At 51.4% G+C, this 25965-nt stretch carries 24 protein-coding genes and 1 other RNA gene; 18 read left to right on the top strand and 7 right to left on the bottom strand.

Annotation, left to right across the window (positions count from 1 at the left end; all coding sequences use genetic code 11):
- Positions 1 to 180 precede the first annotated feature (180 nt).
- The 6 genes from GW590_RS17545 (at position 181) to GW590_RS17520 (ending at position 6750) form a co-directional block, all read left to right on the top strand.
- Complete coding sequence (locus GW590_RS17545; RefSeq protein WP_169404370.1) at positions 181 to 1911, top strand: FG-GAP repeat protein; 1731 nt, start codon at positions 181 to 183, stop codon at positions 1909 to 1911.
- Positions 1912 to 2109: 198 nt separating this feature from the next.
- A complete protein-coding gene (gene ridA, locus GW590_RS17540; protein WP_169404369.1) occupies positions 2110 to 2496 on the top strand; it encodes a 2-iminobutanoate/2-iminopropanoate deaminase in 387 nt (128 codons plus the stop codon).
- A 350-nt stretch (positions 2497 to 2846) separates the two neighbouring features.
- On the top strand, positions 2847 to 4283 hold the full coding sequence (locus GW590_RS17535; RefSeq protein WP_169404408.1) for a circularly permuted type 2 ATP-grasp protein: 1437 nt from the start codon (positions 2847 to 2849) through the stop codon (positions 4281 to 4283).
- Entirely contained in the window at positions 4277 to 5203 is a 927-nt protein-coding gene (locus GW590_RS17530) for an alpha-E domain-containing protein (protein ID WP_169404368.1), read from the top strand. The genes GW590_RS17535 and GW590_RS17530 overlap by 7 nt, the downstream gene beginning before the upstream one ends.
- Positions 5200 to 5994 carry a transglutaminase family protein gene (locus GW590_RS17525; RefSeq protein WP_169404367.1) on the top strand — a complete coding sequence of 265 codons (795 nt, stop codon included), beginning with the start codon at positions 5200 to 5202 and terminating at the stop codon, positions 5992 to 5994. The genes GW590_RS17530 and GW590_RS17525 overlap by 4 nt, the downstream gene beginning before the upstream one ends.
- Positions 5995 to 6018: 24 nt before the next feature.
- Positions 6019 to 6750 carry a proteasome-type protease gene (locus GW590_RS17520; protein ID WP_169404366.1) on the top strand — a complete coding sequence of 244 codons (732 nt, stop codon included), beginning with the start codon at positions 6019 to 6021 and terminating at the stop codon, positions 6748 to 6750.
- A gap of 34 nt (positions 6751 to 6784) precedes the next feature.
- Here GW590_RS17520 and GW590_RS17515 read toward each other — a convergent pair whose 3' ends face one another.
- From GW590_RS17515 to uxaC, 4 genes are all read right to left on the bottom strand, one after another.
- Positions 6785 to 7345, bottom strand: a complete 561-nt coding sequence (locus GW590_RS17515; protein ID WP_169404365.1) for a YgjV family protein — start codon at positions 7343 to 7345, stop codon at positions 6785 to 6787.
- Positions 7346 to 7475: 130 nt separating this feature from the next.
- Positions 7476 to 8966, bottom strand: coding sequence for a UxaA family hydrolase (locus tag GW590_RS17510; protein ID WP_169404364.1), 1491 nt, complete (start codon positions 8964 to 8966; stop codon positions 7476 to 7478).
- A gap of 10 nt (positions 8967 to 8976) precedes the next feature.
- Positions 8977 to 10428 (bottom strand): tagaturonate reductase, encoded by a 1452-nt coding sequence (locus GW590_RS17505; RefSeq protein ID WP_169404363.1) that lies wholly within the window; start codon positions 10426 to 10428, stop codon positions 8977 to 8979.
- A 121-nt stretch (positions 10429 to 10549) separates the two neighbouring features.
- Positions 10550 to 11962, bottom strand: coding sequence for a glucuronate isomerase (gene uxaC, locus GW590_RS17500; protein ID WP_169404362.1), 1413 nt, complete (start codon positions 11960 to 11962; stop codon positions 10550 to 10552).
- Between the two features lie 414 nt (positions 11963 to 12376).
- Here uxaC and GW590_RS17495 point away from each other — a divergent pair, with 414 nt between their 5' ends.
- The 10 genes from GW590_RS17495 to GW590_RS17450 all read left to right on the top strand — a co-directional run bounded on the left by GW590_RS17495 (position 12377) and on the right by GW590_RS17450 (position 19847).
- The gene (locus GW590_RS17495; protein ID WP_169404361.1) at positions 12377 to 13669 is read left to right on the top strand and encodes an MFS transporter; all 1293 of its coding nucleotides are present in this window, start codon (positions 12377 to 12379) and stop codon (positions 13667 to 13669) included.
- A 168-nt stretch (positions 13670 to 13837) separates the two neighbouring features.
- Entirely contained in the window at positions 13838 to 14620 is a 783-nt protein-coding gene (gene exuR, locus GW590_RS17490) for a transcriptional regulator ExuR (protein ID WP_169404360.1), read from the top strand.
- 501 nt (positions 14621 to 15121) lie between these two features.
- Positions 15122 to 15802: a DedA family protein gene (locus GW590_RS17485; protein ID WP_169404359.1), complete on the top strand. Its 681-nt coding sequence runs from the start codon at positions 15122 to 15124 to the stop codon at positions 15800 to 15802.
- Positions 15803 to 15830: 28 nt separating this feature from the next.
- Positions 15831 to 16220 (top strand): EnvZ/OmpR regulon moderator MzrA, encoded by a 390-nt coding sequence (gene mzrA / locus GW590_RS17480; RefSeq protein ID WP_169404358.1) that lies wholly within the window; start codon positions 15831 to 15833, stop codon positions 16218 to 16220.
- Between the two features lie 206 nt (positions 16221 to 16426).
- Positions 16427 to 16804: a DUF1090 domain-containing protein gene (locus GW590_RS17475; protein ID WP_169404357.1), complete on the top strand. Its 378-nt coding sequence runs from the start codon at positions 16427 to 16429 to the stop codon at positions 16802 to 16804.
- A gap of 158 nt (positions 16805 to 16962) precedes the next feature.
- Complete coding sequence (locus tag GW590_RS17470; RefSeq protein WP_169404356.1) at positions 16963 to 17268, top strand: DUF883 family protein; 306 nt, start codon at positions 16963 to 16965, stop codon at positions 17266 to 17268.
- 2 nt (positions 17269 to 17270) lie between these two features.
- Positions 17271 to 17678: a phage holin family protein gene (locus GW590_RS17465; RefSeq protein WP_169404355.1), complete on the top strand. Its 408-nt coding sequence runs from the start codon at positions 17271 to 17273 to the stop codon at positions 17676 to 17678.
- Entirely contained in the window at positions 17675 to 17962 is a 288-nt protein-coding gene (locus GW590_RS17460; RefSeq protein WP_169404354.1) for a YqjK-like family protein, read from the top strand. The genes GW590_RS17465 and GW590_RS17460 overlap by 4 nt, the downstream gene beginning before the upstream one ends.
- A 340-nt stretch (positions 17963 to 18302) precedes the next feature.
- A complete protein-coding gene (locus tag GW590_RS17455; protein ID WP_169404353.1) occupies positions 18303 to 18695 on the top strand; it encodes a DoxX family protein in 393 nt (130 codons plus the stop codon).
- A 165-nt stretch (positions 18696 to 18860) separates the two neighbouring features.
- Entirely contained in the window at positions 18861 to 19847 is a 987-nt protein-coding gene (locus GW590_RS17450) for a glutathione S-transferase family protein (protein WP_169404352.1), read from the top strand.
- Between the two features lie 165 nt (positions 19848 to 20012).
- Here the strand turns inward: GW590_RS17450 and GW590_RS17445 are convergent, their stop codons facing one another.
- Positions 20013 to 20909 (bottom strand): LysR family transcriptional regulator, encoded by an 897-nt coding sequence (locus tag GW590_RS17445; RefSeq protein ID WP_169404351.1) that lies wholly within the window; start codon positions 20907 to 20909, stop codon positions 20013 to 20015.
- A 110-nt stretch (positions 20910 to 21019) separates the two neighbouring features.
- Between GW590_RS17445 and GW590_RS17440 the strand changes: the two genes are divergently transcribed.
- Entirely contained in the window at positions 21020 to 21724 is a 705-nt protein-coding gene (locus GW590_RS17440) for a pirin family protein (RefSeq protein ID WP_169404350.1), read from the top strand.
- Positions 21725 to 22417: 693 nt separating this feature from the next.
- On the opposite strand, the gene rnpB is transcribed toward GW590_RS17440, so the two are convergent.
- Together rnpB and rsmI are read right to left on the bottom strand one after the other, a co-directional pair.
- An RNA gene (gene rnpB, locus GW590_RS17435) (RNase P RNA component class A) lies at positions 22418 to 22796 on the bottom strand.
- A gap of 115 nt (positions 22797 to 22911) precedes the next feature.
- Entirely contained in the window at positions 22912 to 23802 is an 891-nt protein-coding gene (gene rsmI, locus GW590_RS17430; RefSeq protein WP_169404349.1) for a 16S rRNA (cytidine(1402)-2'-O)-methyltransferase, read from the bottom strand.
- Between the two features lie 62 nt (positions 23803 to 23864).
- Between rsmI and GW590_RS17425 the strand changes: the two genes are divergently transcribed.
- Entirely contained in the window at positions 23865 to 25850 is a 1986-nt protein-coding gene (locus tag GW590_RS17425; RefSeq protein ID WP_169404348.1) for a penicillin-binding protein activator, read from the top strand.
- Positions 25851 to 25965: the final 115 nt, after the last annotated feature.

Here is a 25965-nt window from a genome sequence, read left to right as displayed (position 1 = left end):
CACAGTGTTTTAATATGCGCGATTAGTGATACTTAAGTTGATATTATAATATTGACCAAGCTCATATTATCAAATTAAATAAAACAAGGAATGTATATGTACCACTTAAAAAAAATGGCGATTTTGGTATCCCTATGCCTTGCGGGGGGGGCTCACATTAATTTGGCCAACGCGACTGGCATGGCATCCTATAAAAATGATTCAACAATAATAGGTTCTGCAGCACAAACGCGGACAGGCTGGTCGATGGCCAATGTCGGTCATTTTTCCAGTTTGGATCGTGATGATCTGGCTATCACCGTCCCTTATAAGAGTGGTGCTTATGCCACCTATGTTATTTTTGGTACTCAAGCCGATGAATTGCCGCAAGTGGAAAATATTGATAAATATAATCAAGGGGATGCGTTAAAGATCATCATCCCGGATAGCATCGTCAATGGCAATAATAAATTTGCTTTAACCGTACAGAAGGTCGGTGATCTTAATGGCGATGGTTATGATGAGTTAGTTCTTACTTTCCCGTATTATTCGAAAAAATCAGAAAGTACGGTCTATGTTATTTGGGGGGGGCCGCATAATAAGATTGGCAACCGTGCCGCCAATCAAATCAATTTAGCCGATATTGATAATGGTGATAACCAGCGTGGTTTCAAAGTCAGTGGCCCAGGCTGGTTTGGCAGTTCCGCAAGTGGTATTCGTTATTCCGCTGCCACTAAAAATAATGCCAATAAAAACCTTGTCGACCTGGCAATCGGTGATATCAGTTCCATTAATAATCGCGGAGGCGTCACCGTGATCTACGGCAGAAAAGGCAGTACAGTCGGTAGTTGGAAAAATATTGCCATGCAGTGGGAAGGCAGCAAAAGTAACGATACCTTTAAGCTGGTCCCTAAAGATAAAACTACAGCAACGGCATTTATCTCCAGCAGTTACGGTAGCTATGCTTACGACAGTGCCTATGTCACCGATCCGCTAAAACCGGCAAACGTCAATCTGGGTGCGCAGGTGATCCGTGTCGGGGATATTAACGGCAACGGCCAGGACGATTACGTTATCGTCGATCCTTACGCATATAATTCGGCGGCCAAGGGCTATATAGGCGGTACCGCTTACCTGGTCTTCGGCAATAATAACTTTACCACCGATCACCTGAAATTAAATGCACTAAGCAAAACCGAGGCAATCCGCCTGCATGGCATGCAAAACTCATATCTGGGCCAGGCATCTACCGGGGAAGGCTATATGACCAACCAGACTGTCACTGGCCTCGGCAACTGTTTTGCTACCACGACCCCCGATGCCACAGCACCGGATTCCTTTGCCATTAGTGCACCTTACTATAAAGGTAGCAATAGCAAACGTTCCGGCATTGTCTGGGTGATCAAAGGTAAAAAAGCGGGAACGGATACTGTCGGTAAAAATGGCACACTGGCCTTAGATGCCTATCATGAGGTCAGCAACTATACCAAGCAGTTTAGTAGAAAAGATGGTTATGCAATCCGCACTTCCCGTGATGCCGCAGACGGTATGGGCTTTGGCACCGCGGTGACTACGCAGGATATGCAAGTCGGCGATGTGACCTGTAAAGCGCTGGTGATCAGCGATCCTAATGCCAAGCGTAATGGCAGCAAAGTTGGCGCTGTGTATATTATCCATCCAACAGTGCCAATGGACAAATATGCGGATGATGATGGCATGGTAGCCATTGAAGATCTGATTACCGCAAGTGAGGATGTTAACGTTATTTGGGGCGACGGTGCCAATAATATGTTTGGTCAGTCAGTGGTCTCGGGCACCTTCTTTGGCGCGGATTTTGGTAATGACAAACCGAATTCACTGGCCATTTCCTCCCCGGACTATGCCAACAGCACTGGCAAGGTCGATTTGGCCAATACTCAGAACGCGAATTAAGCCCGGACTTATGGGCCATTTCGTTTTGATTCATTAACCGATCTGATCAGCCAACTTCCGTCCCTTGGTTTAGATATTATCAAGGGACGTTTTTTATTTTTGAAAGCCCAATAATCCAGCGAGGTTTAGGGGTGCTTTCCGCTGACTCGCTCCCTATACTAGGTGACCTGATCCCCCCTCATCAACCCAGGAGAAATTATGTCTCGAGCAATCAGTACAGAACTGGCACCGGCGGCTATTGGCCCTTATGTTCAGGGTGTCGATCTCGGCAGTATGATCATCACTTCAGGTCAGATCCCGGTCGATCCTAAAACCGGTAACGTCGCAAACGATATCGCCGCACAGGCGCGTCAATCACTTGAAAATGTACAAGCGATTGTAGAAGCTGCTGGTCTCAAGGTATCGGATATCGTTAAAACCACAGTATTTGTCAAAGATCTGAATGACTTCGCCACCGTAAATGCCACCTACGAAGCTTTCTTTCGCGAGCATAACGCCCCCTTCCCCGCACGTTCATGTGTTGAAGTGGCGCGTTTACCCAAAGATGTCAAAATCGAAATCGAAGCTATCGCCGTACGCCGCTAATTTTTCTGTGGTTTACCCGACGGTCAGCGACTGCTGGCCGTTTTTTATTGCCCCTCCGCCTGCCGCCGCCTGGCTCACTTGTGATTACTTAATCAGCGACCATACTCAAGCTATGCCCTGTCGCTGGTTGTCTACGCACAATGCTGGGACACCGCCGCTAATGACGCACTTCTTTTGCCCATTTTCCCGCGACCTGAGTCATATCACGCACTAAAACGGCGCAATATTGTGATGTTTTCGCGTTTTTCCTCAGCTTTTGCACGCTGGCACACTTTATGCGTGAGCTATTGGCGTAACTAAAATTTTTAGCAAAAAAATGAACCCTAGCCTGTAATGTCAGTGAGGTGATGATGATCAATATTGACCTTTCCGATTCACCCTTTTTTGATGAGATGTTAATGGCTGAAGGGAAACACCGCAGCCATTATCAAGCCTACTGGCAATGGTTACAGCAGGCCGATCAACAGGCCGTGCAGCGCAAAAAAGAAGAAGCCGCGCTGCTGTTTCACCGGGTGGGGATCACCTTTAATGTTTATGGGGATGACGACGGCGCAGAACGCCTGATCCCCTTTGACAGCGTGCCGCGTATTATTCCGGCGGCTGAGTGGCAAATGCTCGATCGTGGTATTCGTCAGCGGGTGCAGGCGCTTAACTGCTTCCTGCATGATATCTACCATGACCAGAGGATCCTGAAAGCGGGGATTGTGCCGGCAGAACAGGTGCTGGCCAATGAGCAATACCAGCCCTGCATGCAGGGAGTAAATTTGCATCGTGATACCTACGCTCATATTGCCGGTACCGATATGGTGCGCGGCGGTGACGGCGAATATTACGTGCTTGAAGACAATCTGCGTACGCCGTCCGGCGTCTCTTATATGCTGGAAAACCGCAAAATGATGATGCGGCTCTATCCGGAATTATTTGCCCAGCAACGTATCGCCCCGGTCTCCCGTTACCCTTCCCATCTGCTGCAAACGCTGCGCGAAAGTACGCCGGTCAACGATCCTACGGTGGTGGTGCTGACGCCTGGCCGCTATAACAGCGCCTATTTTGAGCACAGTTTTTTAGCCCAGCAAATGGGGGTCGAGCTGGTTGAGAGCGTCGATCTGTTTGTCAAAGAGGGGGCGGTATTTATGCGCACCACCTCCGGCCCATGCAAAGTCGATGTCATCTACCGCCGCCTTGATGATGCTTTTCTCGATCCGCTGGCCTTCCGCGCCGACTCGATGCTCGGCGTTCCCGGACTATTGTCAGTCTATCGCGCCGGTGGCGTGGTATTGGCCAACGCCATTGGCACCGGCGTCGCCGATGACAAGTCCATCTACCCTTATGTGCCGGAGATGATCCGTTTCTATCTCTCCGAAGAGCCGATCCTCAATAACGTGCCCACCTGGCAATGCCGCGATGAAAAAGATCTCTCCTTTGTACTGGCCAACCTGGAAAAGATGGTGGTGAAAGAGGTCCACGGTGCCGGCGGGTACGGCATGCTGATTGGCCCTACCGCCAGCCGCGAAGAGATTGCCAGATTCCGCGAACTGCTTAAAGCACGCCCGCATAACTATATTGCCCAGGAGACGCTGGCACTTTCCACCTGCCCTACCTTTGTCGACCAGGGGCTGGCCCCCCGGCATATCGATCTGCGGCCCTTTGCCCTCACTGGCGCAGAGATACGGCTGGTGCCCGGCGGCCTGACCCGCGTCGCGCTGGCCGAAGGCTCACTGGTGGTCAACTCGTCCCAGGGCGGCGGCACCAAGGATACCTGGGTTTTGGAGGATGATGCATGCTAAGCAGAACAGCCAGTGAACTCTATTGGATGGCCCGTTATCTGGAGCGGGCAGAAAATATCGCGCGCCTGATGGACGTGACCAACAAACTGTCAATGATGTCGATCCGCGATAACAATAACGACCTGCTGGTACCGTTGCAGCTTACCGGTACCCAGGATCTGTTTTATGAAAAATATCATCAGGTCACCATGAGTAACCTGCTGAATTTTTTTGCCCTCGACAGCAGCAACCACAGCAGCATTGTCAGTTGTCTGCAAATGGCCTGGAACAACGCCCACGCGGTGCGTGGCAGCCTGTCTTCAGAGGTCTGGGAAAGTATTAACGCCTCGTGGATAGAGATGAAATCGATCCGTCGCCAGGGCGTCGGTTCTGCCGGGGCCGATAGCTTTTTTGACTGGGTCAAAGAGCGTTCGCACCTGTTTCGCGGGGCGATGTTTGGCACCCTGTTACGTACCGATGCGCTTAATTTTATTCGTCTTGGCACCATGCTTGAACGGGCAGACAGCACCGCCCGCCTGCTGGAAGCGAAAAATCGCCTGCTGGACGCCGATGAAGATCCGGTACGGGAATATTATCGTATGGACACCCTGCTGCGTGCGGTCAGCGCCAGAGAGGCCTTCCACAGCTTGTATAAGCAACAACTGAGCCGGGAAAGCATTGCTGACCTGCTGATTTTACGCAGCGAACTGCCCCGCTCGCTGCTGGCCTGCGTCGAGGTAATAACCGAACAGCTGGAACTGATTGGCGGTATTGCCGGCAACCAGCCGCGTCGCCGCGCCCATACGCTGTACACCCAGCTACGCTTCTCCACCCTCGACGAAATCCTCGAACTCGGCCTTAGTCACTGGCTTAATGATTTCCTTAGCCAGACCAATGGTATCGCCGAGAGCGTGCATCACACTTATCTGGAGGCCCAATGAAACTTAACGTCAGTCATCAGACGCATTATACCTATGCGCAGCAGGTTAAACGCAGCACGCAATATCTGCGCCTGACCCCGCAGGACTCCAGCCACCAGAAGATCCTCACCTGGGAGTTAAGTCTGCCGGAATACGCCACCCGCACCACCGATGCCTATGGCAACGTGCTGCATGTGCTGACCCTTGACCAACCGCACCAGGCGATAACCATTGAAGCCAATGGCGTGGTAGAAATCGAAGATAATACCGAGGACGATAACTGCGGGCATCTGTCGCCATTGGTGTTTTTGCGTACCAGTCCGCTGACCCACGCCGATGCCGCCATCCGCGACTTCGCCGCGCGTTATTACCGTCCGCAGGCGCAGCATGAAAGTTTATGCAGTCTGATGGGCGAGTTGCTGCTGAAAATGCCTTATAGTCCGGGTACTACTACGGTAAAAGACAGCGCGGCGCAGGCCTTTAGCGCCCAACAGGGCGTCTGCCAGGATCATACCCATGTCTTTCTCGCCTGCTGCCGCAGTCTGGGCATCCCGGCGCGTTATGTCAGTGGTTACTTATACAGCGAGGACAGCGAACACGTCGCCACCCACGCCTGGGCAGAAGCCTGGCTTGACGGTCGTTGGCAGAGTTTTGATGTCACCAATAACACCTGTCAACCCAATCAGCATTTGAAACTCGCTATCGGTATAGATTATCTTGATGCTTGCCCGGTACGCGGCATCCGGTTAGGGGGAGGATGCGAAGACATGCATACTGTCGCTGCGGTGCAAATACTCGACGTTCCCCAATAACCCTGACTCAATAGGTAAACCGGTATGACTTACTGTGTGGCCATGCGATTGTCCTCTGGCCTGGTGTTTGTTTCGGACTCACGCACCAATGCCGGGGTGGACCATATTTCCACCTTCCGCAAACTGCATGTTTTTCATCAAAGTGATGAACGCATGCTGGTGATCCAGAGTGCCGGCAATTTGGCGACCACACAGAGCATCATTAGTCTGTTGCATCGACGGTGCCTGGATAGGGACCGCTCCAATATGCTTAACGTAGCGTCGATGTACGATGCGGCAAGCCTGTTGGGCGAGACAGTGCGTGAAGTGATTGCCCGAGACAGCGGTGCCAATCAGGGCGGGATGACGGACTTCAATTGCAATTTACTGCTCGGCGGACAAATCGCCGGAGAGGGCCTGCGGCTGTTTCATATCTATCCGCAGGGTAACTTTATTGAAGCCACCCAGGACACGCCCTATTTTCAGGTGGGTGAAAGCAAGTATGGCAAACCCATTATCGATCGGGTTTTGACTTATGATACGGCGCTGGATCAGGCCATGCAGTGCGCGTTGATCTCAATGGACTCGACCTTGCGCAGTAATTTATCGGTGGGGTTGCCGCTGGATGTGATGATCTATGCCAAAGACAGTTTCAGCGCCGCACAACAACATCGGATCACCGAAGATCATCCCTATTTCTCGATGATCCGTAAAGGTTGGGGCGAAGGCTTACTGAGTATCTTTTCCCAGTTAGCCCCGCTAAAACTCGAAGACTGATCCCGCTACGGCCTGGGTTTACCGGGCCGTAGTCTCAGGCGGTCTTTTCTTGTGCTTCTTTCTTTTCTAGTTGTTTTTCGACCTCAAATGGGTCGATTCCCCGGCGTTGCAAACGATAAAAACGAATAATATTGTAGCCATTCATAATCAGAAAACTGCCTTCAATCAGCGATCCGCCAATGGAACCCAGCCAGATATTATGGGCCACCCAACCACAGGTGGAACACCACATAATGCAGCGAGTTTTCAGACCGCTGGTGCGAAACAGCGCCCAGGTACTGACCACCGTGCCAATCACCGGTAACAGTTCCATCAAATGTTTGGCTTTACCGAGACCAAAAATCAGCGTCAAGGCAATAAATACCGCCATCACCCACTGACTGCGAGTGCGTAAGGCAAGTAAGGTACGGACAGAATTGAGCAGAGCGCTCATTCCTGCCGGGTTGGCTCCCATCAGCAGAAAATGTATGCCGATAATGGCGCTGTAGGCGGAAAGCTGTTGCTTGAAACGGCGATCGCTACGGTTAAAGAACATGGTGATACCGACAAAAAACGCCAGCAAACCTACAGCCTGAGCAAACCAATAAAACGTCATCTATTACGTCCCCGTGAGTCCAGGAAAATGCCTGCTGTTTAAGCACCAAAAATAGCGGCAACTCAATACAGAAAGCGGCGGCGTTTTGCTGAATAAAACGCCGCCTGATCCTAGCCGGAATGCGTCACGCTTACAATGTGACACCACTTTTAAAAATGGCTAACTCGCGGAAATCATTGATCTCGTTTTTACTTGGCTGGCCGTTGGCAACGTTGACGATCAGCTCGACAAATTCGGTGAGCAGTTGATCCATCGGTGTATCACGGATCAGCTTACCGGCATCAAAGTCGATCCAGTGCGGTTTTTTGTTCGCCAGTTCACTGTTGGTGGCCAGTTTAATGGTCGGCACAAAACCGCCGTAAGGGGTGCCGCGTCCGGTACTAAACAGCACCATATGACAACCGGCACCGGCCAGCGCACTGGTGGCAACCGCATCGTTACCCGGTGCGCTTAACAGATTCAGGCCTGGACGGCTTAAACGCTCACCGTATTTCAGCACGTCAACCACCGGGCTTTGTCCGGCTTTTTGCGTACAACCCAAAGATTTCTCTTCCAAGGTTGTAATACCCCCGGCTTTATTGCCTGGAGACGGATTCTCGTAAATCGGCTGCTGGTGAGCAATAAAATAGGATTTAAAATCATTCACCATACTGACGGTTTTCTCGAAGGTCGCTTCATCACGGCAGCGGCTCATCAGAATACGTTCGGCACCAAACATTTCAGGAACTTCGGTTAATACCGAGGTACCGCCGTTGGCGATCACATAGTCAGAAAAACGCCCCAACAATGGGTTGGCGGTGATACCGGAAAGGCCATCTGAACCGCCGCATTCCAGACCAAACTTCAGTTCGCTAAGTTTGCCCGCAACGCGTTTATCGGCCAGCATCGCCTGATAAAGCTCGTGCAAACGCTGAACGCCCGCTTCAACTTCATCATCAAATTTCTGACAGATCATAAAGCGGACACGTTCTTCGTCCACTTCACCGAGGGTTTCGCGGAAAACATCAACCTGGTTATTTTCGCAGCCCAGACCAATCACCAATACCGCACCGGCATTAGGATGACGCACCATATTTTGCAGCATTACCCGCGTATTAATATGGTCCTGGCCCAGCTGTGAACAACCAAAGGGATGGGTAAACAGATGTACACCATCAATGCCTTCAGCCTGCGACGTTTCTTTCAGGAAACGCTGCTGGATCATGCGCGCGATACCGTTGACACAGCCGACGGTAGGGATAATCCACAACTCGTTGCGGATCCCCACCAGGCCGTTGGCACGGCGGTAGATCGAAATATCACGATCGGCCATTTGTGTCGGCAGCTCGCTGAATTCCGGCTCATACTGGTACTCGTCCAGATCGCTAAGATTGGTCTTGGCGTTCTGCGAGTGAATATGTTCACCCGGCAGAATAGTCGCCAGCGCATGGCCGATAGGCAGGCCATACTTGATAATATTTTGCCCACTGTCGATCAGGGTGATGGCAAATTTGTGACCGCGAACCACATCCTGCGCTAACTGCACCAGCTGGCCGCCAACATCAATTTGCTCACCCTGTTGCAGATCGCGCAGCGCAACGGCGACGTTATCTGTGGAATGAATTTGAATAGTGCTTTTCATCGTCAACCTCTTAGCTGTACGCAGCAAGCGCGCCGCGCATTCCGCTGTCTAAAATGGCCTGTAACTGTTCGGTCACTCTTGCGGTCAGTCCAGGAAGCTGATTCAGATCCTGTCCCCAATGCTCTTTATGCTCCAGCACGCTGGCTACCAGGTCATGCAGAGAAATCTTCTTCTCATCGACTTTGGCCCATTGTGCAGAGAACAACTCTAACCACAGCGCATCGTCCTGCAGAGGGAAGCTTTCTCCCGCTCTTTCGCCACGATAAAATGCCAGCAGTGCGGCAAGGGCAAAGGTCAGGCGCGGAGGTAACAGACCGGTTTTCTTAACGCTGGCCAGCAACTGTGGCAACAGGCGGGTGTTAAATTTGGTCATGCTGTTCAGCGCAATAGACAGCAGCTGATGCTGAATATACGGGTTACTAAAGCGACTCATTACCGCCGTGGTAAAGGAGGCCAGTTCTTCCTGTGGCAAATCCAGCACTGGCGAAACTTCTTCGGCAAGCATCAGCTTGATAAAGCTGGCAAGTTGCGGGTCATTCATCGACTCGCCGACAGTGTTCATGCCGGTCAAAAAGGCGATTGGCACCAGCGCAGTATGGGCACCGTTAAGGATCGCTACTTTACGTTCTTTATAGGGCTTGATGTCGTCAACAATCAGCACGTTAAGGGCTAACTGGTCCAGTCGCAGTTCACGGGCCAGGCTTTTTGGTCCCTGAATAACAAACAGATAGAAGTGCTCGGCGCTATCGAGGAACTGGTCTTTATAACCCAGCTCAGCTTCCAGCGACTCCACTTCAGCACGCGGATAACCAGTAACAATACGGTCAACCAGCGTTGAACAGAAGGTATTGGCAGTTTCCAGCCATTGGATAAAGGCAGCTGGCAGCGCCCACTGTTCGGCATAGCGCAATACCAGCGTACGCAATGCATCACCGTTATAGTCGATCAATTCGCAAGGCAACAACACCCAGCCTTTATCGGCGGCACCGTTGAAATGGGTATAACGTTCAAACAGCAAACGGGTCAATTTGGCTGGGAAGCTGACCGGAGGACAATCGCTGAATTGATCGTTTTCACGGTAGGCAATGCCCGCTTCGGTGGTATTGGAGAACACAAAACGCATATCCGGGTTATGAGCCAGCGCCAGATAGTCGTCAAATGCCTTATAAACGTTGATCTCACGGTTAACCGAGCGCACCAGGCGAGTCTGACGTACTTTTTCGCCCTGCTCATTCAGACCACTGATAATCGTGGTGTAGAGACCGTCTTGCGTATTTAAAGAGGGTGGGAAATCGCTGTCGATAGGGCGAACGATGACGATCCCGGCATTAAGATCGGTGTGTTCGTTAAGCAGATCAATTTGCCAGTCGACAAAAGCGCGTAAAAAGTTACCTTCACCGAACTGAATAATTTTTTCCGGATAGCTGTTACCAGGAAAGTTACTACGATTTAAAATTTGCATTCCCCACTCACCTCAATTGTCACAGCCTGCGTGAGGGGATCTCCCCTGGCCAGCCAGACCTAATAATTTTTGCTAATGTTGGTATAACAAGGCGCAGCTACGGCAGCCGCGCCCCGGACGATTAGTTCAGTTCGATACCAAAGTAATCTTTGGCATTATCAAAACAGATATTTTTAACCATGGTACCCAGCAGGTTGATGTCGTTCGGCGCTTCGCCGTCGGTCACCCAACGTCCCAGCATCTGGCACAGAATGCGACGGAAGTATTCATGGCGGGTATAAGACAAGAAGCTGCGGCTGTCGGTGAGCATGCCAACAAAGCGGCTTAATAGCCCCAGGTTAGCCAGTTGCACCATCTGACGCTGCATGCCGTCTTTTTGATCGTTAAACCACCAGGCAGAACCGAACTGCATTTTGCCGCGCACGCCTTCACCCTGGAAGTTACCGATCATGGTACCCAGCACTTCGTTATCGCGCGGGTTCAGACAGTAGAGGATAGTTTTTGGCAAGCCATTGGCTTTACCCTGCGCGCCCAACAGGCGTGACAGAGGTTCGGCCAGCGGTTGGTCGTTAATGGAGTCAAAACCGACATCAGGACCGAGGATTTCCAGCATGCGTTGGTTGTTATTACGCAATGCACCGATATGGTATTGCTGCACCCATTCACGGCGATTATATTCAGCCGCCAGGAAAATCAGTACGGCAGTTTTGAACTGCGCAACTTCTTCTTTTGAAGGCACCGCGCCGCTTAAACGACGGGCCAGGATGCCATCCAGCGTCGCTTCATCAGCTTCGGCATACACCACCACATCCAGTGCGTGGTCGGAAACTTTACAACCGTGGGCAGCAAAGTGATCCAGACGTTTGGTCAACGCGTCACGCAGGTGGCTAAAGCGCACGATATCGGTATCGGACACTTCTGCCAGACGGTGCATATAATCGCTAAAGCCAGGCGCTTCAATATTGAACGCCTTATCTGGACGCCAGCTTGGCAACACTTTGACGTCAAAAGAGCTGTCGGCAGCAATGGCTTTATGGTGTTCCAGCGAGTCAACCGGATCATCGGTGGTGCCGGCCATTTTGACATTCATCTGCTTCATGATGCCGCGAGCAGAGAAGTTGTCTTGTGCCAGCAGGTCGTTTGCCTGGTGCCAGATTTCCTCGGCCGTGGTCGGCGAGAGTAATTTTCCGGTGATACCAAATGGACGACGCAGCTCGAGGTGAGTCCAGATATAGAGTGGATTACCAATGGTTTGAGGCACAGTTTCAGCCCAGGCAGAGAATTTCTGCCAATCGCTGGCGTCGCCTGTACATAGAGATTCTGCGGCACCGTTTGAACGCATTGCCCGCCATTTGTAGTGATCGCCTTTCAGCCAGATGTCATACAAATTCTTAAAACGATAATCTTGCGCAATCTGCTCAGGAGGCAAATGGCAATGGTAATCAAATATTGGCTGGTCTTTGGCATAGTCGTGATACAAACGGCGCGCGACTTCGGTATCCAACAGAAAATCTTCTGATAAAAACTGCGACATGTTCTGTTCCTCTTTTCCATTCCGATCGTATCAATATCTGATGGCGATCTGAGTTATCACTCGATTAGGTAAAGTTATCACACCAATTATGCATCAGGTCTAGCAATATTTGTCAGATAACATGACATTAACAATGAGATCCTGATCACAAAAAGTCCGATAACATGCTGATTTTGGTATTTTTGTCACATAAATCATCATGGGGACCATTATCCACACTATTTAAAAGTGATTTTGTGATGTCACTCAAATTTTAAATCTGTATGACAAGTTATCTTGTTTTCGCCCTGTGAGGATCAAGTTGTGTTCGCCTGCCACAACATCCTGCTATTCATGCGGCGTTGTTGTCCCCTTGGCGACGAAATCAGCAGACGCGCAGCCAACAGCTTGTTTATTTTACTGGAGAGATTTTAAATGCGTAAGATCAAAGGTTTACGCTGGTACATGATTGCACTCGTGACGGTCGGTACCATTCTGGGTTATCTGACACGCAACGCCATTGCCGTTGCCGCACCGACTTTGCAAGACCAGCTTCATATTTCTACTCAGCAATATTCTTATATTATTGCCGCCTACTCTGCCTGCTATACCCTGATGCAACCTGTTGCGGGCTATGTGCTGGACGTGATGGGTACCAAAGTCGGCTACGCCATGTTCGCCATCCTGTGGGCCCTGTTCTGTGCGGCTACCGCACTGGCTAGCAGCTGGGGTGGTCTGGCTATTGCACGTGGTGCGGTGGGTATGGCTGAAGCCGCGATGATCCCTGCCGGTCTGAAAGCAAGCAGCGAATGGTTCCCGGCTAAAGAACGTTCAATTGCCGTTGGCTATTTCAACGTGGGTTCTTCTATTGGCGGCATGATTGCTCCTCCGCTGGTTGTTTGGGCTATCGTAATGCACAGCTGGGAATTGGCGTTTGTGATCACCGGTGTGCTCAGTATGATTTGGGCAATCTGCTGGTTAATCTTTTACAAACATCCAAAAGATCAGAAAAAACTCAGTGATGAAGAACGTGAATACATTCTCGGTGGCCAGGAAGCGCAACACCAGACCAGCAATGCCAAGAAATTGACTGCCTGGGAAATCCTGCGCAACCGTCAGTTCTGGGGCATCGCTCTGCCACGCTTTTTGGCAGAACCAGCCTGGGGGACCTTTAACGCCTGGATCCCATTGTTTATGTTCAAAGTATATGGCTTTAACTTAAAAGAAATTGCCATGTTTGCCTGGATGCCAATGCTGTTTGCCGACCTTGGCTGCATCGTTGGGGGCTATCTGCCGCCTTTATTCCAGAAATACTTCAAAGTTAACCTGATTGTGTCCCGCAAAATGGTTGTGACCATGGGTGCAGTCCTGATGATCGGCCCTGGCCTGATCGGTCTGTTCACCAGTCCTTATGTCGCTATTGGCCTGCTGTGTATCGGTGGTTTTGCTCACCAGTCACTGTCTGGCTCATTGATTACCCTGTCATCTGACGTCTTTGGTCGTAACGAAGTGGCTACCGCCAACGGATTAACCGGGATGGCCGCGTGGATGGCAAGTACGATGTTTGCTCTGGTGGTCGGTGCACTGGCTGACACTATCGGCTTTAGTCCGCTGTTCGCCGCCCTCTCCGTCTTTGACCTGATGGGTGCAGTCATTATCTGGACGGTACTGCAAAACCGCCCTGCTGTGACACCAGCCTCTTCGCCGCTGCAAGCTGCCAAGGCCTGAGTCTGATATGCCCGCTTTACCTGTTGATCCTCAGCTTAAAGATCGCAGGTAAAGCGGGGCATTCCCCTTCCCTCCACCACGCAATTCCTCGTATACTGGTATAACATCTGACCCGAACCTGTTTTGTTCCTGGCATATTTATCTAAGTTAACTAAAGAGTTTTTAAACATGGAACCAACTGAATCCAGACGTCTCTACCAACAGCTTGCCGCTACGCTTAAAGACCGCGTCGAAAAGGGTGTCTATCCTGTAGGTGAAAAACTGCCTGCCGAACGCCTGATTTCCGAAGAAATGAACGTGAGTCGCACCGTGGTGCGCGAAGCAATCATCATGATGGAAGTTGAAGGCTATGTTGAAGTACGGAAGGGTTCAGGCATCCATGTGATGTCAAATCAGCAAAGACATTTGGTGGTACCGGAATCGGAAGGCGAGTTCGCCGCCGTCGGTCCTTTTGAACTGCTGCAAGCCCGCCAACTGATTGAAAGTAATATCGCCGAATTTGCCGCCACGCAGGTGACCAAACAAGACATTATGCGTCTGATGGAAATTCAGGAGCACGCCCGTCAGGAAGACCGTTTTCGTGACTCACAGTGGGATCTGCAGTTTCATATTCAGGTTGCGCAAGCGACGCAAAACAGCGCCCTGGCTACCATTGTCGAAAAAATGTGGAGCCAACGACTGCACAATCCATACTGGCGTAAACTGCACGAACATATTGACGAAAAATCTATTGAAAGCTGGTGCGAAGATCACGATGTGATCCTCAAGGCGTTGATCCGTCGCGATCCGCACGGTGCCAAGCTGGGCATGTGGCAGCATCTTGAAAACACAAAACAAATGCTGTTTCGTGCTACCACGGATGATTTTGAATTCAACGTTGACCGCTATCTTTACTCAGAAAATCCGGTCGTTCATCTCGAAGCGCCGTTGATGAACCATAAAAATGCCTGATCGCTTCTTGCCAGCGGCTTCTAGAAAGCCGCTTTCCCCCTCCATTCCTAAACTTCTGCTGTCAAACCGCGTCGAGTATTGTCAGCCAGTGTAAAAACTCCTGAAAAACTAAACCAAACACCATCAAAAGCCAGATTTGGCTGTCTCGCTGGTTGATACTTTGTTACAGTTAGACCCGTTTTCTTACGGCGAATAGGCGCAAGCAACATTTTTTGCGTTCACTGAAATAAGAGCCAAATGCCATAGCGGCGTCTTTAATTAGTTTACTTCAAGCACATCCTGGATTGGCCCCAAAAGAAAACCAATAAAAGCGAGCGTTTAAACCTCAGACTTACCTGAAATGGGTAAACTAATGACGTTAATCAAGCTTGCCAAGATCACTGTCTTTATACTTTTGCGCGTAAAGGATGCGCACTATGCTCGCTCAGTTTATAGCGTCGAGATAACCTATCCGCTTAGCTGCCAGCTACCCAATAAGATTGATGGAGTTTCTCGAGCCAAATGGAAATTATCAATTCACTTATGCATGCCCTATGGCAACAGGATTACCAGACGCTGGCCAATCCTTCGCTGATTTGGACGTTGTATATTGTACTTTTTATGATCATTTTCCTCGAAAATGGTTTGTTACCGGCGGCATTTTTACCCGGTGACAGTTTGCTGATCCTGGTGGGTGTGCTGGCGGCAAAAGGCGCCATCAACTTTCCACTTATCGTGGTTTTGCTGACCACAGCGGCCAGCCTTGGTTGCTGGTTAAGTTATATTCAGGGCAAATGGTTGGGCAATACGCGCGTGGTACAAGGGTGGTTATCGCATTTACCGGTGCAGTATCACCAGCGGGCGCATCAGCTGTTTCATCGTCACGGTCTGTCGGCACTGCTGCTGGGCCGATTTATCGCTTTTGTTCGTACTTTGCTGCCGACCATTGCCGGCATATCCGGCTTGAGTAATACCCGGTTTCAGTTTTTCAACTGGGTTAGCGGCTTACTCTGGGTATTGATTCTGACCAGCATTGGCTATGTTTTGGGCAAAACACCGCTGTTTAAAAGATATGAAGATCAATTGATGCTGTGCCTGATGCTACTACCGCTGCTTCTGCTGGTAGTGGGGTTGGTGGGATCCCTTGCCGTGCTGTGGAAAAAGAAAAAAGCTGACCGGTTGGCTAAAGGAAAAAACACATGAAACCTATGCTTTTTGCTGGACTTTATTCATGTTAAAACTCAATTTATCAAAGGGCTATGTCGTTTGGCCGGCAGTGATTCTGGCCTTGCTGATGCTGACCACCGTGGGCGTTATCGCCTTGCCCGGTATGCCAGAAAATAATGGCGCGCTAAAAATCAGCCCGATTCAGTCTGGTGCCGATCTCCCCGATGGCTTTACGTTGTATCAGGGGCTTAGCCAGCACGGCGTGCAAATTGAAAGCATTACCCCTGCCAACGGCAGTCTGGTAGTCAAACTTCAGTCGCAGCAACAACAACAGTTGGCGCAGGACACCTTAAAAACCCTTCTGCCTAATGGCTATGCCATTAAAGCCTGTAGCGGTGAACAGCCGCATCAATGGGTGAGTAAACTCACCCGCGACCAGTCAAAGTTTGGCTAAACGCAGCGGCTTTAAGAGTTTGCTTAATAGCTAATCCCCCTTGCCCTCACTATAGTGACCTCAAGATAGCGGATAGTATCTGCCTTCTGCGGATCGACGCCTCAAGTCACGAGGCGCAGAAAATCGTATTAGCCTGACTTAGCCAAGCCAGGTGCTCAAGGACACAATGCCCTGTGGCATTTTTTGATTAAATAGGATGGATCACCATGAAATTTTCTCTCCCTGTATTGTTTATTTTACCCGCACTGACCCTGGCCAGTTCAGCGTATGCTGCCGCGCAACCTGAAACCTGCGCCAGCAAACAGCATGAGATCAGGCAACAGCTGGAATATGCCCATCAGCACAATAACAAAGACCAGATTGCCGGACTGCAAAGAGCCCTGAGTGAAAGTCAGGCGCACTGCTCTGAAAAAGGTCTACGCGCGGATAAACAGCAAAAAATCGCCGAAAAACAGGAAAAAGTTAACGAACGTACGCGTGAATTGAAAAAAGCGCAGGAAAGCGGCAATCGAGAAAAAATTGGCAAACAGCAGCAAAAATTAGACGAAGCGCTGCATGAACTCAACCAGGTCTCGACGCGCTAATTGTAAAGAGCTGTGATTTTTCTCTTTTCAAATCAGGTAAATATGTGCCAATAACCCTTAGCACGCTATCCTGATGAACCAGAACAATCGCATTTGCACTGCCGCGAATATCCGCTATGTTTAATATTCTTATCAGAAAGTTATGGAGTGACGACATTATGGCTACTAACACTACGTCAGAAAATCTGCGTGCTGAACTTAAGTCCCTGGCTGATACGCTGGAAGAGGTGCTACAAACTTCAACCGACAAGCCGAAGGCTGAATTAGACAAACTGCGCAGCAAAGCCGAAAGCTTGCTGAAAGATACCCGTTCGCGCCTCAGCGATACCGGTGACAAAATCGCTTACCAGACCAAAGAGATCGCCGGTAAAGCTGACGAATATGTCCATGAGAAACCCTGGACAGGTGTCGGTATCGGTGCCGCTGTCGGCGTGGTGATTGGCGTTCTCTTAGCTCGCCGTTAATTATGGCTGAGACTCCAAGAATCCCGTCGCAGGGACCGGGTAAAGGGATACTCGACAGTGCACAACGTATTGTCACCATTCTGGTCGGAATGGTGGAAACGCGGTTGAGGCTGGTTGTGGTTGAGCTTGAAGAAGAGAAAGCCAATCTTTTTCAGTTGCTGCTGATGGCCGGTATTACCCTGATTTTTACCGCGTTTGGTTTGATGAGCCTGTTGGTGGTACTTTTTTGGGCCATCGATCCCGCTTACCGGCTGACGGCACTGGCGACCTCCACGGCGGTTTTACTGTTGTTGGCTATCATCTTTGGTGTCTGGACACTCAGTAAGGCAAAACGCTCGACGTTACTGGGCGCTTCGCGCAAACAGCTGGAGATCGATCGTGCCTTACTGGAAAAGGAAGACCAGGAATGAGCAAAACGGCACCGGTAATCGAAAAAGCCCGACTATTACGCAGGATCGAGCGTGAACGCGCCGATCTTGCGTTGGCCAAAGCAGAATGGCTGACGGCGACAACGCGGCTCGATCACGCCTGGTTGAAAATCATCGACATGCGCAAGTATCTGGTGGTGGCCTCCAGTGCCGTCGCCATTTACAGCATCCGTCATCCCAATAAGTTTATCCGCTGGTCACGCCGCGCCTTAAGCCTATGGGGTACCTTACGTCTGTTGCGCAGCACCTTTATAAAGTCCCGATAGCCTTTTCCCTGCTGTTTTTACCCTATCAATTTTTCTCACCAACTATGCTCCCTGACATGGCAGATAAGCCCATTGGCTTATCTGCCATAAAGCATTTGCTTTGTCTGTTAATACGTTAGGTTTTGTCCCGGTGCCATTTTTCTTGACCCACCGTGCCTATTTCAATTTATTTGATGCTTATAGACAGTTTTACTTGCTAACAAACTGTTAATTTTGCCCTTATTATCAACTCCATCAACACAAACAAGGGCGCGGAAGGGAAACAGGCCAACCGATCCTTTTTAACCAAACAAAAATTTAAGCCAATTTTTTTGGCGTTATCCTTTCGGAGTCGATGATAATGAACAAAGTACATAACACAGCGTTACTGGTTGCCCGCATTCTGATGCCAATTCTGTTTATCGTTGCCGGTTACGGTAAAATGGGCGCTTACTCAGCCACGGCCGGTTATATGACATCAATGGGCGTGCCGAGCTTCTTCCTGCCGTTGACCATTTTGCTGGAGTTTGGCGGCGGTCTGGCCATCCTGTTTGGTTTCCTGACTCGCACCACAGCGCTGATCACCGCCATCTTTACTGTTCTGACGGCATTGCTGTTCCACACCGACTTTGCGGTTGCCATTAACCAGATGATGTTTATGAAAAACCTGTCCATCGCTGGCGGCTTCCTGGTGCTGTTCGCCGCTGGTCCTGGTGCATTCAGCCTGGATCGTTTGCTGAAAAAGAACTGGTAATCTCGGCCTGACTTCAGTCAGCAAGCAAGATGAAGCACTATAGTTAATCTTGTGGATCAGCAATAAACCCCCTCTCGGGCGATGTGATTTATCACCTCGCCCGTTTTATTTACTTTTCCTGGCTGAATATCAGTAGCGCTAGCCGGGCAAAACAGGAGAGTCACTATGGGACAATTGGTAGAAGGGAAATGGCAAGACACCTGGTACGACACCAAGTCAACCGGTGGACACTTCAAGCGTTCGGCAGCACAGTTTCGTAACTGGATCACCGCCGACGGGCAACCGGGTACGCATGGCATTGGCGGTTTTAACGCCGAGAAAGATCGTTACCACCTGTATGTCTCACTGGCCTGTCCGTGGGCACACCGTACGCTGATTATGCGTGCGCTAAAGGGCCTGGAGGATATTATCCCGGTTTCGGTGGTGCATCCGATTATGCTGGAAAATGGCTGGACCTTTGCCGACGATTTTCCGGGAGCCACCGGCGATTCGCTCTACCACCTGAATTACGCTTACGAAATTTATCTGCGGGCGCAGCACGACTACAGTGGTCGCGTCACAGTGCCGATTCTGTGGGATAAGAAGTTACAAACCATTGTCAGCAATGAATCTGCGGATATTATGCGCATGTTCAACAGCGCTTTTGATGCCGTTGGCGCGCGCGCGGGGGACTATTATCCCACCGCCTTACAGGCGAAGATCGATGAACTTAACACCTGGATCTACAGCGATCTTAACAACGGTGTCTACAAAGCCGGTTTTGCCACCAGTCAGCAAGCCTATGATCAGGCGGTAAGCGGGGTATTTGCGGCGCTGGATGGTCTGGAATCCATTCTCGAGAAACAGCGTTTTCTCACCGGCCAACAGCTGACGGAAGCCGATCTGCGTCTGTGGACCACGCTGGTCCGTTTTGATCCGGTGTATGTCACCCACTTCAAGTGCGACCGGCATCGCATCAGTGATTATCCCAACCTGTACGGCTTCTTACGCGATATCTACCAGACCCCCGGCATTGCCGCAACCGTCGATATGGCCCATATCCGCAATCACTACTACCGCAGCCACGCCACCATTAATCCTTATGGCATTATCTCCACCGGGCCGGCGCAGGATCTCGATACGGCCCACGGTCGCGATACCCGCTTCGCTTGAAGATGGCAAAGAAAAGGCTCCTGTGCGGGAGCCTGAGCTTGATTACAAGTCGTCTTGATGATCGAGATACCCGGGCATAGCACACCCAGGGACGCTCTCCCTAAAAATGGACGTTATCAGTAGAGTGCGGCTTGTACAGTAGTCCTACCCATTTTCGACATCAAATCAGCGTGTTGCCAGCAAACGCGGGATTTCACGCAAAAACCAGGCCTTGGCTTCGCCCATACTGTCGCGACGCCAGGCCATAATAATATCCGCTTCACGATTGTATTCTGCACTGACTACCCGTAAGCGGCCTTCGGCAATATCCTGCTCGACCATAGAATAGGGCATGGTTGCCACCCCAAGACCGGCAATCAACGCCAGACGCTTCTCAGGCAGGCTGCTGACCGTTAAACGTTGCTGCTTATCCAGGAGTTGCACCGTCAACACCGGACGCTCACGGGCGGTATCAGCCACGGCTATGCCACGGTATTTCACCCGGGTCACTTCAGACAGCGGTTCTGCCTCGAGATGAATGGGATGGTCAGGAGCGGCCACGTACACGCTGATCAACTTATAAAGCTTGCGGCTGTTAATCTCTGACGAAGAACGGAAATGCATATCCGGGGCAATAACAATATCCGCGCGACCATTTTCCAAACGCTCCCAGGCACCAGCCAGCACTTCGGTGATCAGGGAAACCTGGGTATTGGCCTTTAATGCCAGTTTTTCGATCAGCGGAAAAAGCTGTGTCGCCGGTGCCAACGCTTCGCAAACGATGGTGATATGGGTTTCCCAGCCGCGGGCCAGCGCTTCAGCATCCACCGTCAATTTATCGGCGGCTTCCAGCAACACCCGGCCGCGCTCAAGCAGCATTCTGCCCACATTGGTAAACTTGGTGCGATGGCCTGAACGATCAAACAGCACTACGTCCAGCTCTTCTTCCAGCTTTTGCATGGTGTAGCTTAATGCCGAAGGGACGCGCCCCAGCTCATCGGCAGCAGCGGCAAAACTGCCTCGCCGATCAATGGCATCCATCACTCTCAATGCTTCAAGCGTTAATGCACGATCCTTGGCCATCGTTTTCTCTGTCAGGAAATTTGAATATGGCGACCAGATTAACTGGCTAACAATCACACGTCCAGACGCTTACCATTTATCTACCGAATTTTTTAACTGAGCCAACGGCGATGATTAAGAGCAGAACAGCACAAGAGTGCGGAAAAGCCGACTTTGGTTGGCTTCAGGCACGTTATACCTTTTCATTTGGACACTACTTTGACCCGGAGCTGATGGGCTATGCCTCGTTACGCGTGTTGAATCAGGAGATCCTCGCACCGGGTGCCAGCTTTCAGCCACGCACCTATCCGCGGGTAGATATCCTTAATCTGGTACTGCAAGGTGAAGCCGAGTATCGCGACAGCGAGGGGCGCAGCGTGCGCATCAACGCCGGTGAAGCGGCATTGCTGTCCACCCAGCCCAATATCAGTTACAGCGAACATAACCTCAGCCAAACGAAACCGCTGACCCGTATGCAGCTGTGGCTGGATGCTTGCCCGTCCCATGAAAACCCGCTGATCCAGAAGATCGACATTGGCAATGCCAGTCGTCTGCTGCTGGCCTCGCCCAATGGTGAAGAAAACAGCCTGCAACTGCGTCAGCAGGTGTGGATCCATCACATCGATCTGCAGGCCGGTGAACAACAGGATTTTAAGATCCACGGACCACGCGCCTATTTGCAGTCGATTCATGGTCGGGTTGATGCCCATGGCGGCGGCAGCCACAGTCAACAGCAACTGGTGTGCGGCGACGGTGCCTTTATCCATCAGGAACCTTCACTCACCGTTAAGGCCACCACCCCACTGCGCGCCTTACTGATTGATTTGCCGGTATAAGCAATAACGGAATACCCGACGTCTTGAAGATCGAGATACACGGGCATAGCACAGCGTTGACCGTTAAACCGCCTTCTTTCCTGAATAGCGTCATGGACAGTCATTCAGCTAAATTTGCGCCATATAGCCTATAAAAGACAAAACCCCGCTTGCGCGAGGTTTTGTTTCAGACTGCTGACAAAGTCCGTTATTAGGGAGAGTGCACCGTTGGGGTCGTAGCGGGCTTGCCCGCCGGAGCGCCCCTAGGTGTGCTATGCCCGGGTATCTCGATCATCAAGACGACTTTGACATCAAACTCAGACAAAGAAGTTGGCGTTGACCGTTAAGCCGCCTTCTTTCCTGCATAGCGTCGTCGACAGTCATTCATCTAAATTTGCGCCATATAGCCTATAAAAGACAAAACCCCACTTGCGCGGGGTTTTGTTTCAGACTGCTGACAAAGTCCGTTATTAGGGAGAGTGCACCGTTGGGGTCGTAGCGGGCTTGCCCGCCGGAGCGCCCCTAGGTGTGCTATGCCCGGGTATCTCGATCATCAAGACGACTTTGACATCAAACTCAGACAAAGAAGTTGGCGTTGACCGTTAAGCCGCCTTCTTTCCTGAATAGCGTCGTGGACAGTCATTCATCTAAATTTGCGCCATATAGCCTATAAAAGACAAAACCCCGCTTGCGCGGGGTTTTGTCTTTACAAAGAGTTGGAGTTGACCGTTAAGCCGGGTTCTGTCGTGGACAGTCATTCATCTAGGCCAGCAATCGCTCACTGGCTCAAGCAGCCTACCCGGGTTCAGTACGGGCCGTACCTTGTGAACCCCTATTTGGCCTTGCTCCGGGTGGAGTTTACCATGCCACGAACTGTTACCAGACGCGCGGTGCGCTCTTACCGCACCCTTTCACCCTTACCTGATCCCACTTGCGCGGGCCATCGGCGGTTTGCTCTCTGTTGCACTTGTCGTAGGCTTGCGCCTCCCAGGCGTTACCTGGCACCCTGCCCTATGGAGCCCGGACTTTCCTCCCCTTCATCTGTCTCCCCCGAAAGGGACGGCAACGAAGCGGCGACTGTCTGGTCAACTCCGGCGCGGATTATAGGTGGTTAACGCGGCGATGTATAGCCAAAATAATTGGCGTTGCCGCGCGGCCATAGCGACACGGCTCCCAGGCAACCGATAACCTTTCAGCCGACAAATGCCCTACTCTTCGTCTTCTTCATCCGCCAGGTTTTCACCCTGAAGTTCCAGCGCATAGCGGTAGAGCGCATTCTTTTTCACACCGTGGATCTCCGCCGCCAGCGCCGCGGCTTTTTTTAGCGGTAACTCTTTTTGCAACAACGTCAGCGTACGCAGTGCTTCCGCAGGCAGAACTTCACTGTCTGGCGTATGGCCTTCGACAATCAGCACCATTTCGCCGCGTTTGCGCATCTCATCTTCCTGAACCCAAGCCAGCAGCTCGCCAACCGGCGCGCCATAGATAGATTCCCAGGTTTTGGTCAGCTCACGCGCCAGCACCACATAGCGCTGTGGTCCCCAGACGGTGACCATATCCTGTAGACTTTCCAGCAAGCGGTGGGTGGATTCATAGAAAATAATGGTCCGCGGCTCTTCCATCAGGGCCAGCAGCGTATCTTTTCGCGACTTGGTTTTGGCCGGAAGAAACCCCTCGTAACAAAAACGGTCCGAAGGCAAACCCGCCGCGCTCAGAGCAGTGATGGCCGCACAGGCACCCGGCAAAGGAACAACGCGAATACCGGCTTCGCGGCAGCGGCGCACCAAGTGATACCCAGGATCGTTAATCAGCGGCGTACCTGCGTCAGAAACCAGGGCAATACTTTGACCTTCCTGAAGTTTTGCCAACAGATGATCGGCTTTTTGCTGCTCGTTATGGTCGTGTAACGGATACATTTTGGCGTTAATGGCGAAGTGCTGCAGCAACAAGCCAGTATGCCGGGTATCCTCGGCGGCGATCAGATCCACATGGCTCAGCACTGCCAAAGCACGCTGTGTGATGTCCCCCAAATTGCCGATTGGAGTCGGTACCACATACAACGTTGATGCAGAAATATCTGCTTGATCGTGTTGATTCATTGTTTCATCCGGATTGCCGATTTAATATTGAGCATCTTGAAAAAAACATCACTGGAAACAGCATGCCTTCCTCAACGACTTTTCGTACCCGCACGGGACGTTTGATCCCTGCAATTATTGTGGCGATGTTACTCGCCAGCTGTTCTGGCCAGGCGCCGCAAGCTCCCACTGAAAATGTTCAGGGTGCGGCAGCGAAAGGCAGTGCCGACTACTATCTGAAACAGGCACAGCAGAGCAGTGATGATAACAAGGCTGACTGGCAATTACTTGCGATTCGTGCCCTGTTGCGCGAAGGTAAAATTGCTGATGCCGCCAACCAGCTTGCCCAAATGCCCCAGCAGGGGCTGAGTAGCTCGCAGCTTCAGGAGCAACAATTAGTCAATGCAGAAATCCTGACTGCGCAGAAAAACTATCCTGCAGCCAGCGCCGCACTGAGTAAAATCAATAGCGATACGCTCAGCGCCGATCAAAAAGCCCGTTACTATCAGGCGCAGATCGATGCCAATCAGGGCCGCAGCAGCCTGCCGCTGATCCGCGCCTATATTGCCCAGGAGCCGCTGCTGCAAGGCAAGGCACATCAGGACAATATCGACGACACCTGGATGAACCTGACCCAACTGTCCGCCCAGGACGTCAACAGCATTGTGATCAACGCCAATGAGAACGTACTGCAAGGCTGGCTGGACCTGCTTAATTTATGGCAAACCAATAAACAAGACCCCGACCTGCTGAAAGCCGGGATCCAGGACTGGCAAAAACGCTACCCGGTCAATCCGGCATCGCAAACGCTGCCGACGCCGCTGACCAACGTGCTTAACTTTAAACCGGGTTCGACAGAAAAAATTGCGCTGCTATTACCGATGAGTGGTGCAGCTCAGGTTTATGGCAATGCCATTCAACAAGGCTTCAACGCAGCGATGAACGGTCTGCCGAGCACGACACCGGCGCCAGCGCAACAGCCCGCTGCCGATCCTGCTGCTGCCGCAGATCCCGCTACCGCCAGCCAGGGCACACCAACGGCACCGGTTACGCCGCCTGTCGCTAATAACAGCAACGTACAGGTCAAAGTCTATGATACCAGCAGCCAACCCTTACCGGTGCTGCTCACCCAGGCCCAGCAAGACGGTGCGACCCTGATAGTCGGCCCGCTGTTAAAAGAGCAGGTGACCGCACTGGCTACGGTGCAAACGCCGTTAAACGTGCTGGCACTCAATCAGCCAGAAACCGAAAGCAACAACCCAAATATCTGCTATTTTGCGCTCTCTCCTGAAGATGAAGCCCGCGATGCGGCGCGTCATATCTGGTCTCAGCACAAGCAAATGCCACTGTTGATGGTACCGCGCGGTGATTTTGGCGATCGCGTGGCATTGGCCTTTGCCGATGAATGGCGCAAGCAGGGTGGACAAACTGTGTTGAAACAGAGCATGGGTACCTATGCCGACCTTAAACAACAGGTCAGAGGCGGTGGCGGTTTACGTCTTAGCGGTACGCCAATGAACGCGGCAACCGCGCCGGCCGCTCAGCCTGCCGGCGTGACCATTGGCGGGCTGACCATTCCGTCTGCGCCTACCGATGCGCAAATTATGCAGTCCTCGGGTGACGGTGCTGGCAGTGTTGACGCTATCTATATTGTCGCTACCCAGCAGGAGCTGACGCTGATGAAACCGATGATCGATTTGTCGATCAATACGCGCTTGAAGCCGTCAATCTACGCCAGCTCACGCAGCTACCAGGCAGGCGCCGGTCCGGATTACCGCATGGAAATGGAAGGCGTGCAGTTCAGTGATATCCCATTACTGGCGGGGACCAATCCGGCATTGATGCAACAGGCAAGCAGCCAGTTTACTAACGACTATTCGCTGGTGCGTCTGTATGCCATGGGGATTGATGCCTACAATCTGGCCAATCACTTTGCGCAAATGCGCCAATTGCCAGGCTTCCAGCTTTCCGGGACTACCGGGAATCTGTCGGCCAACGCTAATTGTGTGATACATCGCCAGCTACCTTGGTTACAATACCGTCAGGGTAGCCTGATCCCGGTATCATAATCGGGTGATCATCGCTATTTAATGACCTGCAATACACCCGGCGGTCATTGCCGGTCCTCGGGCGCAGAAGCATCCAGTGACCAGGGACAAAGCAGCCGCTACTTGAAAGATGTAG

The sequence above is a fragment of the Rouxiella aceris genome, assembly GCF_012933545.1.
Lineage (GTDB): Bacteria > Pseudomonadota > Gammaproteobacteria > Enterobacterales > Enterobacteriaceae > Rouxiella > Rouxiella aceris.
Note: the sequence above shows the minus strand (reverse complement) of the source record. Positions and strands in the feature narration are given on the sequence as shown.

What these genes read in the sequence shown, in the direction of transcription:
- ridA (WP_169404369.1), top strand. Translation starts at nt 2,110, where the DNA reads ATGTCTCGAGCAATCAGTACAGAACTGGCACCGGCGGCTATTGGCCCT.
- rsmI (WP_169404349.1), bottom strand. Translation starts at nt 23,802, where the DNA reads ATGAATCAACACGATCAAGCAGATATTTCTGCATCAACGTTGTATGTG.
- GW590_RS17510 (WP_169404364.1), bottom strand. Translation starts at nt 8,966, where the DNA reads ATGAAAAGCACTATTCAAATTCATTCCACAGATAACGTCGCCGTTGCG.
- GW590_RS17425 (WP_169404348.1), top strand. Translation starts at nt 23,865, where the DNA reads ATGCCTTCCTCAACGACTTTTCGTACCCGCACGGGACGTTTGATCCCT.
- GW590_RS17470 (WP_169404356.1), top strand. Translation starts at nt 16,963, where the DNA reads ATGGCTACTAACACTACGTCAGAAAATCTGCGTGCTGAACTTAAGTCC.
- GW590_RS17475 (WP_169404357.1), top strand. Translation starts at nt 16,427, where the DNA reads ATGAAATTTTCTCTCCCTGTATTGTTTATTTTACCCGCACTGACCCTG.
- GW590_RS17505 (WP_169404363.1), bottom strand. Translation starts at nt 10,428, where the DNA reads ATGCAAATTTTAAATCGTAGTAACTTTCCTGGTAACAGCTATCCGGAA.
- GW590_RS17455 (WP_169404353.1), top strand. Translation starts at nt 18,303, where the DNA reads ATGAACAAAGTACATAACACAGCGTTACTGGTTGCCCGCATTCTGATG.
- GW590_RS17530 (WP_169404368.1), top strand. Translation starts at nt 4,277, where the DNA reads ATGCTAAGCAGAACAGCCAGTGAACTCTATTGGATGGCCCGTTATCTG.
- GW590_RS17465 (WP_169404355.1), top strand. Translation starts at nt 17,271, where the DNA reads ATGGCTGAGACTCCAAGAATCCCGTCGCAGGGACCGGGTAAAGGGATA.
- GW590_RS17445 (WP_169404351.1), bottom strand. Translation starts at nt 20,909, where the DNA reads ATGGCCAAGGATCGTGCATTAACGCTTGAAGCATTGAGAGTGATGGAT.
- GW590_RS17545 (WP_169404370.1), top strand. Translation starts at nt 181, where the DNA reads ATGGCATCCTATAAAAATGATTCAACAATAATAGGTTCTGCAGCACAA.
- GW590_RS17460 (WP_169404354.1), top strand. Translation starts at nt 17,675, where the DNA reads ATGAGCAAAACGGCACCGGTAATCGAAAAAGCCCGACTATTACGCAGG.
- GW590_RS17440 (WP_169404350.1), top strand. Translation starts at nt 21,020, where the DNA reads ATGATTAAGAGCAGAACAGCACAAGAGTGCGGAAAAGCCGACTTTGGT.
- uxaC (WP_169404362.1), bottom strand. Translation starts at nt 11,962, where the DNA reads ATGTCGCAGTTTTTATCAGAAGATTTTCTGTTGGATACCGAAGTCGCG.
- GW590_RS17485 (WP_169404359.1), top strand. Translation starts at nt 15,122, where the DNA reads ATGGAAATTATCAATTCACTTATGCATGCCCTATGGCAACAGGATTAC.
- GW590_RS17535 (WP_169404408.1), top strand. Translation starts at nt 2,847, where the DNA reads ATGATCAATATTGACCTTTCCGATTCACCCTTTTTTGATGAGATGTTA.
- GW590_RS17520 (WP_169404366.1), top strand. Translation starts at nt 6,019, where the DNA reads ATGACTTACTGTGTGGCCATGCGATTGTCCTCTGGCCTGGTGTTTGTT.
- GW590_RS17515 (WP_169404365.1), bottom strand. Translation starts at nt 7,345, where the DNA reads ATGACGTTTTATTGGTTTGCTCAGGCTGTAGGTTTGCTGGCGTTTTTT.
- GW590_RS17450 (WP_169404352.1), top strand. Translation starts at nt 18,861, where the DNA reads ATGGGACAATTGGTAGAAGGGAAATGGCAAGACACCTGGTACGACACC.
- mzrA (WP_169404358.1), top strand. Translation starts at nt 15,831, where the DNA reads ATGTTAAAACTCAATTTATCAAAGGGCTATGTCGTTTGGCCGGCAGTG.
- GW590_RS17525 (WP_169404367.1), top strand. Translation starts at nt 5,200, where the DNA reads ATGAAACTTAACGTCAGTCATCAGACGCATTATACCTATGCGCAGCAG.
- exuR (WP_169404360.1), top strand. Translation starts at nt 13,838, where the DNA reads ATGGAACCAACTGAATCCAGACGTCTCTACCAACAGCTTGCCGCTACG.
- GW590_RS17495 (WP_169404361.1), top strand. Translation starts at nt 12,377, where the DNA reads ATGCGTAAGATCAAAGGTTTACGCTGGTACATGATTGCACTCGTGACG.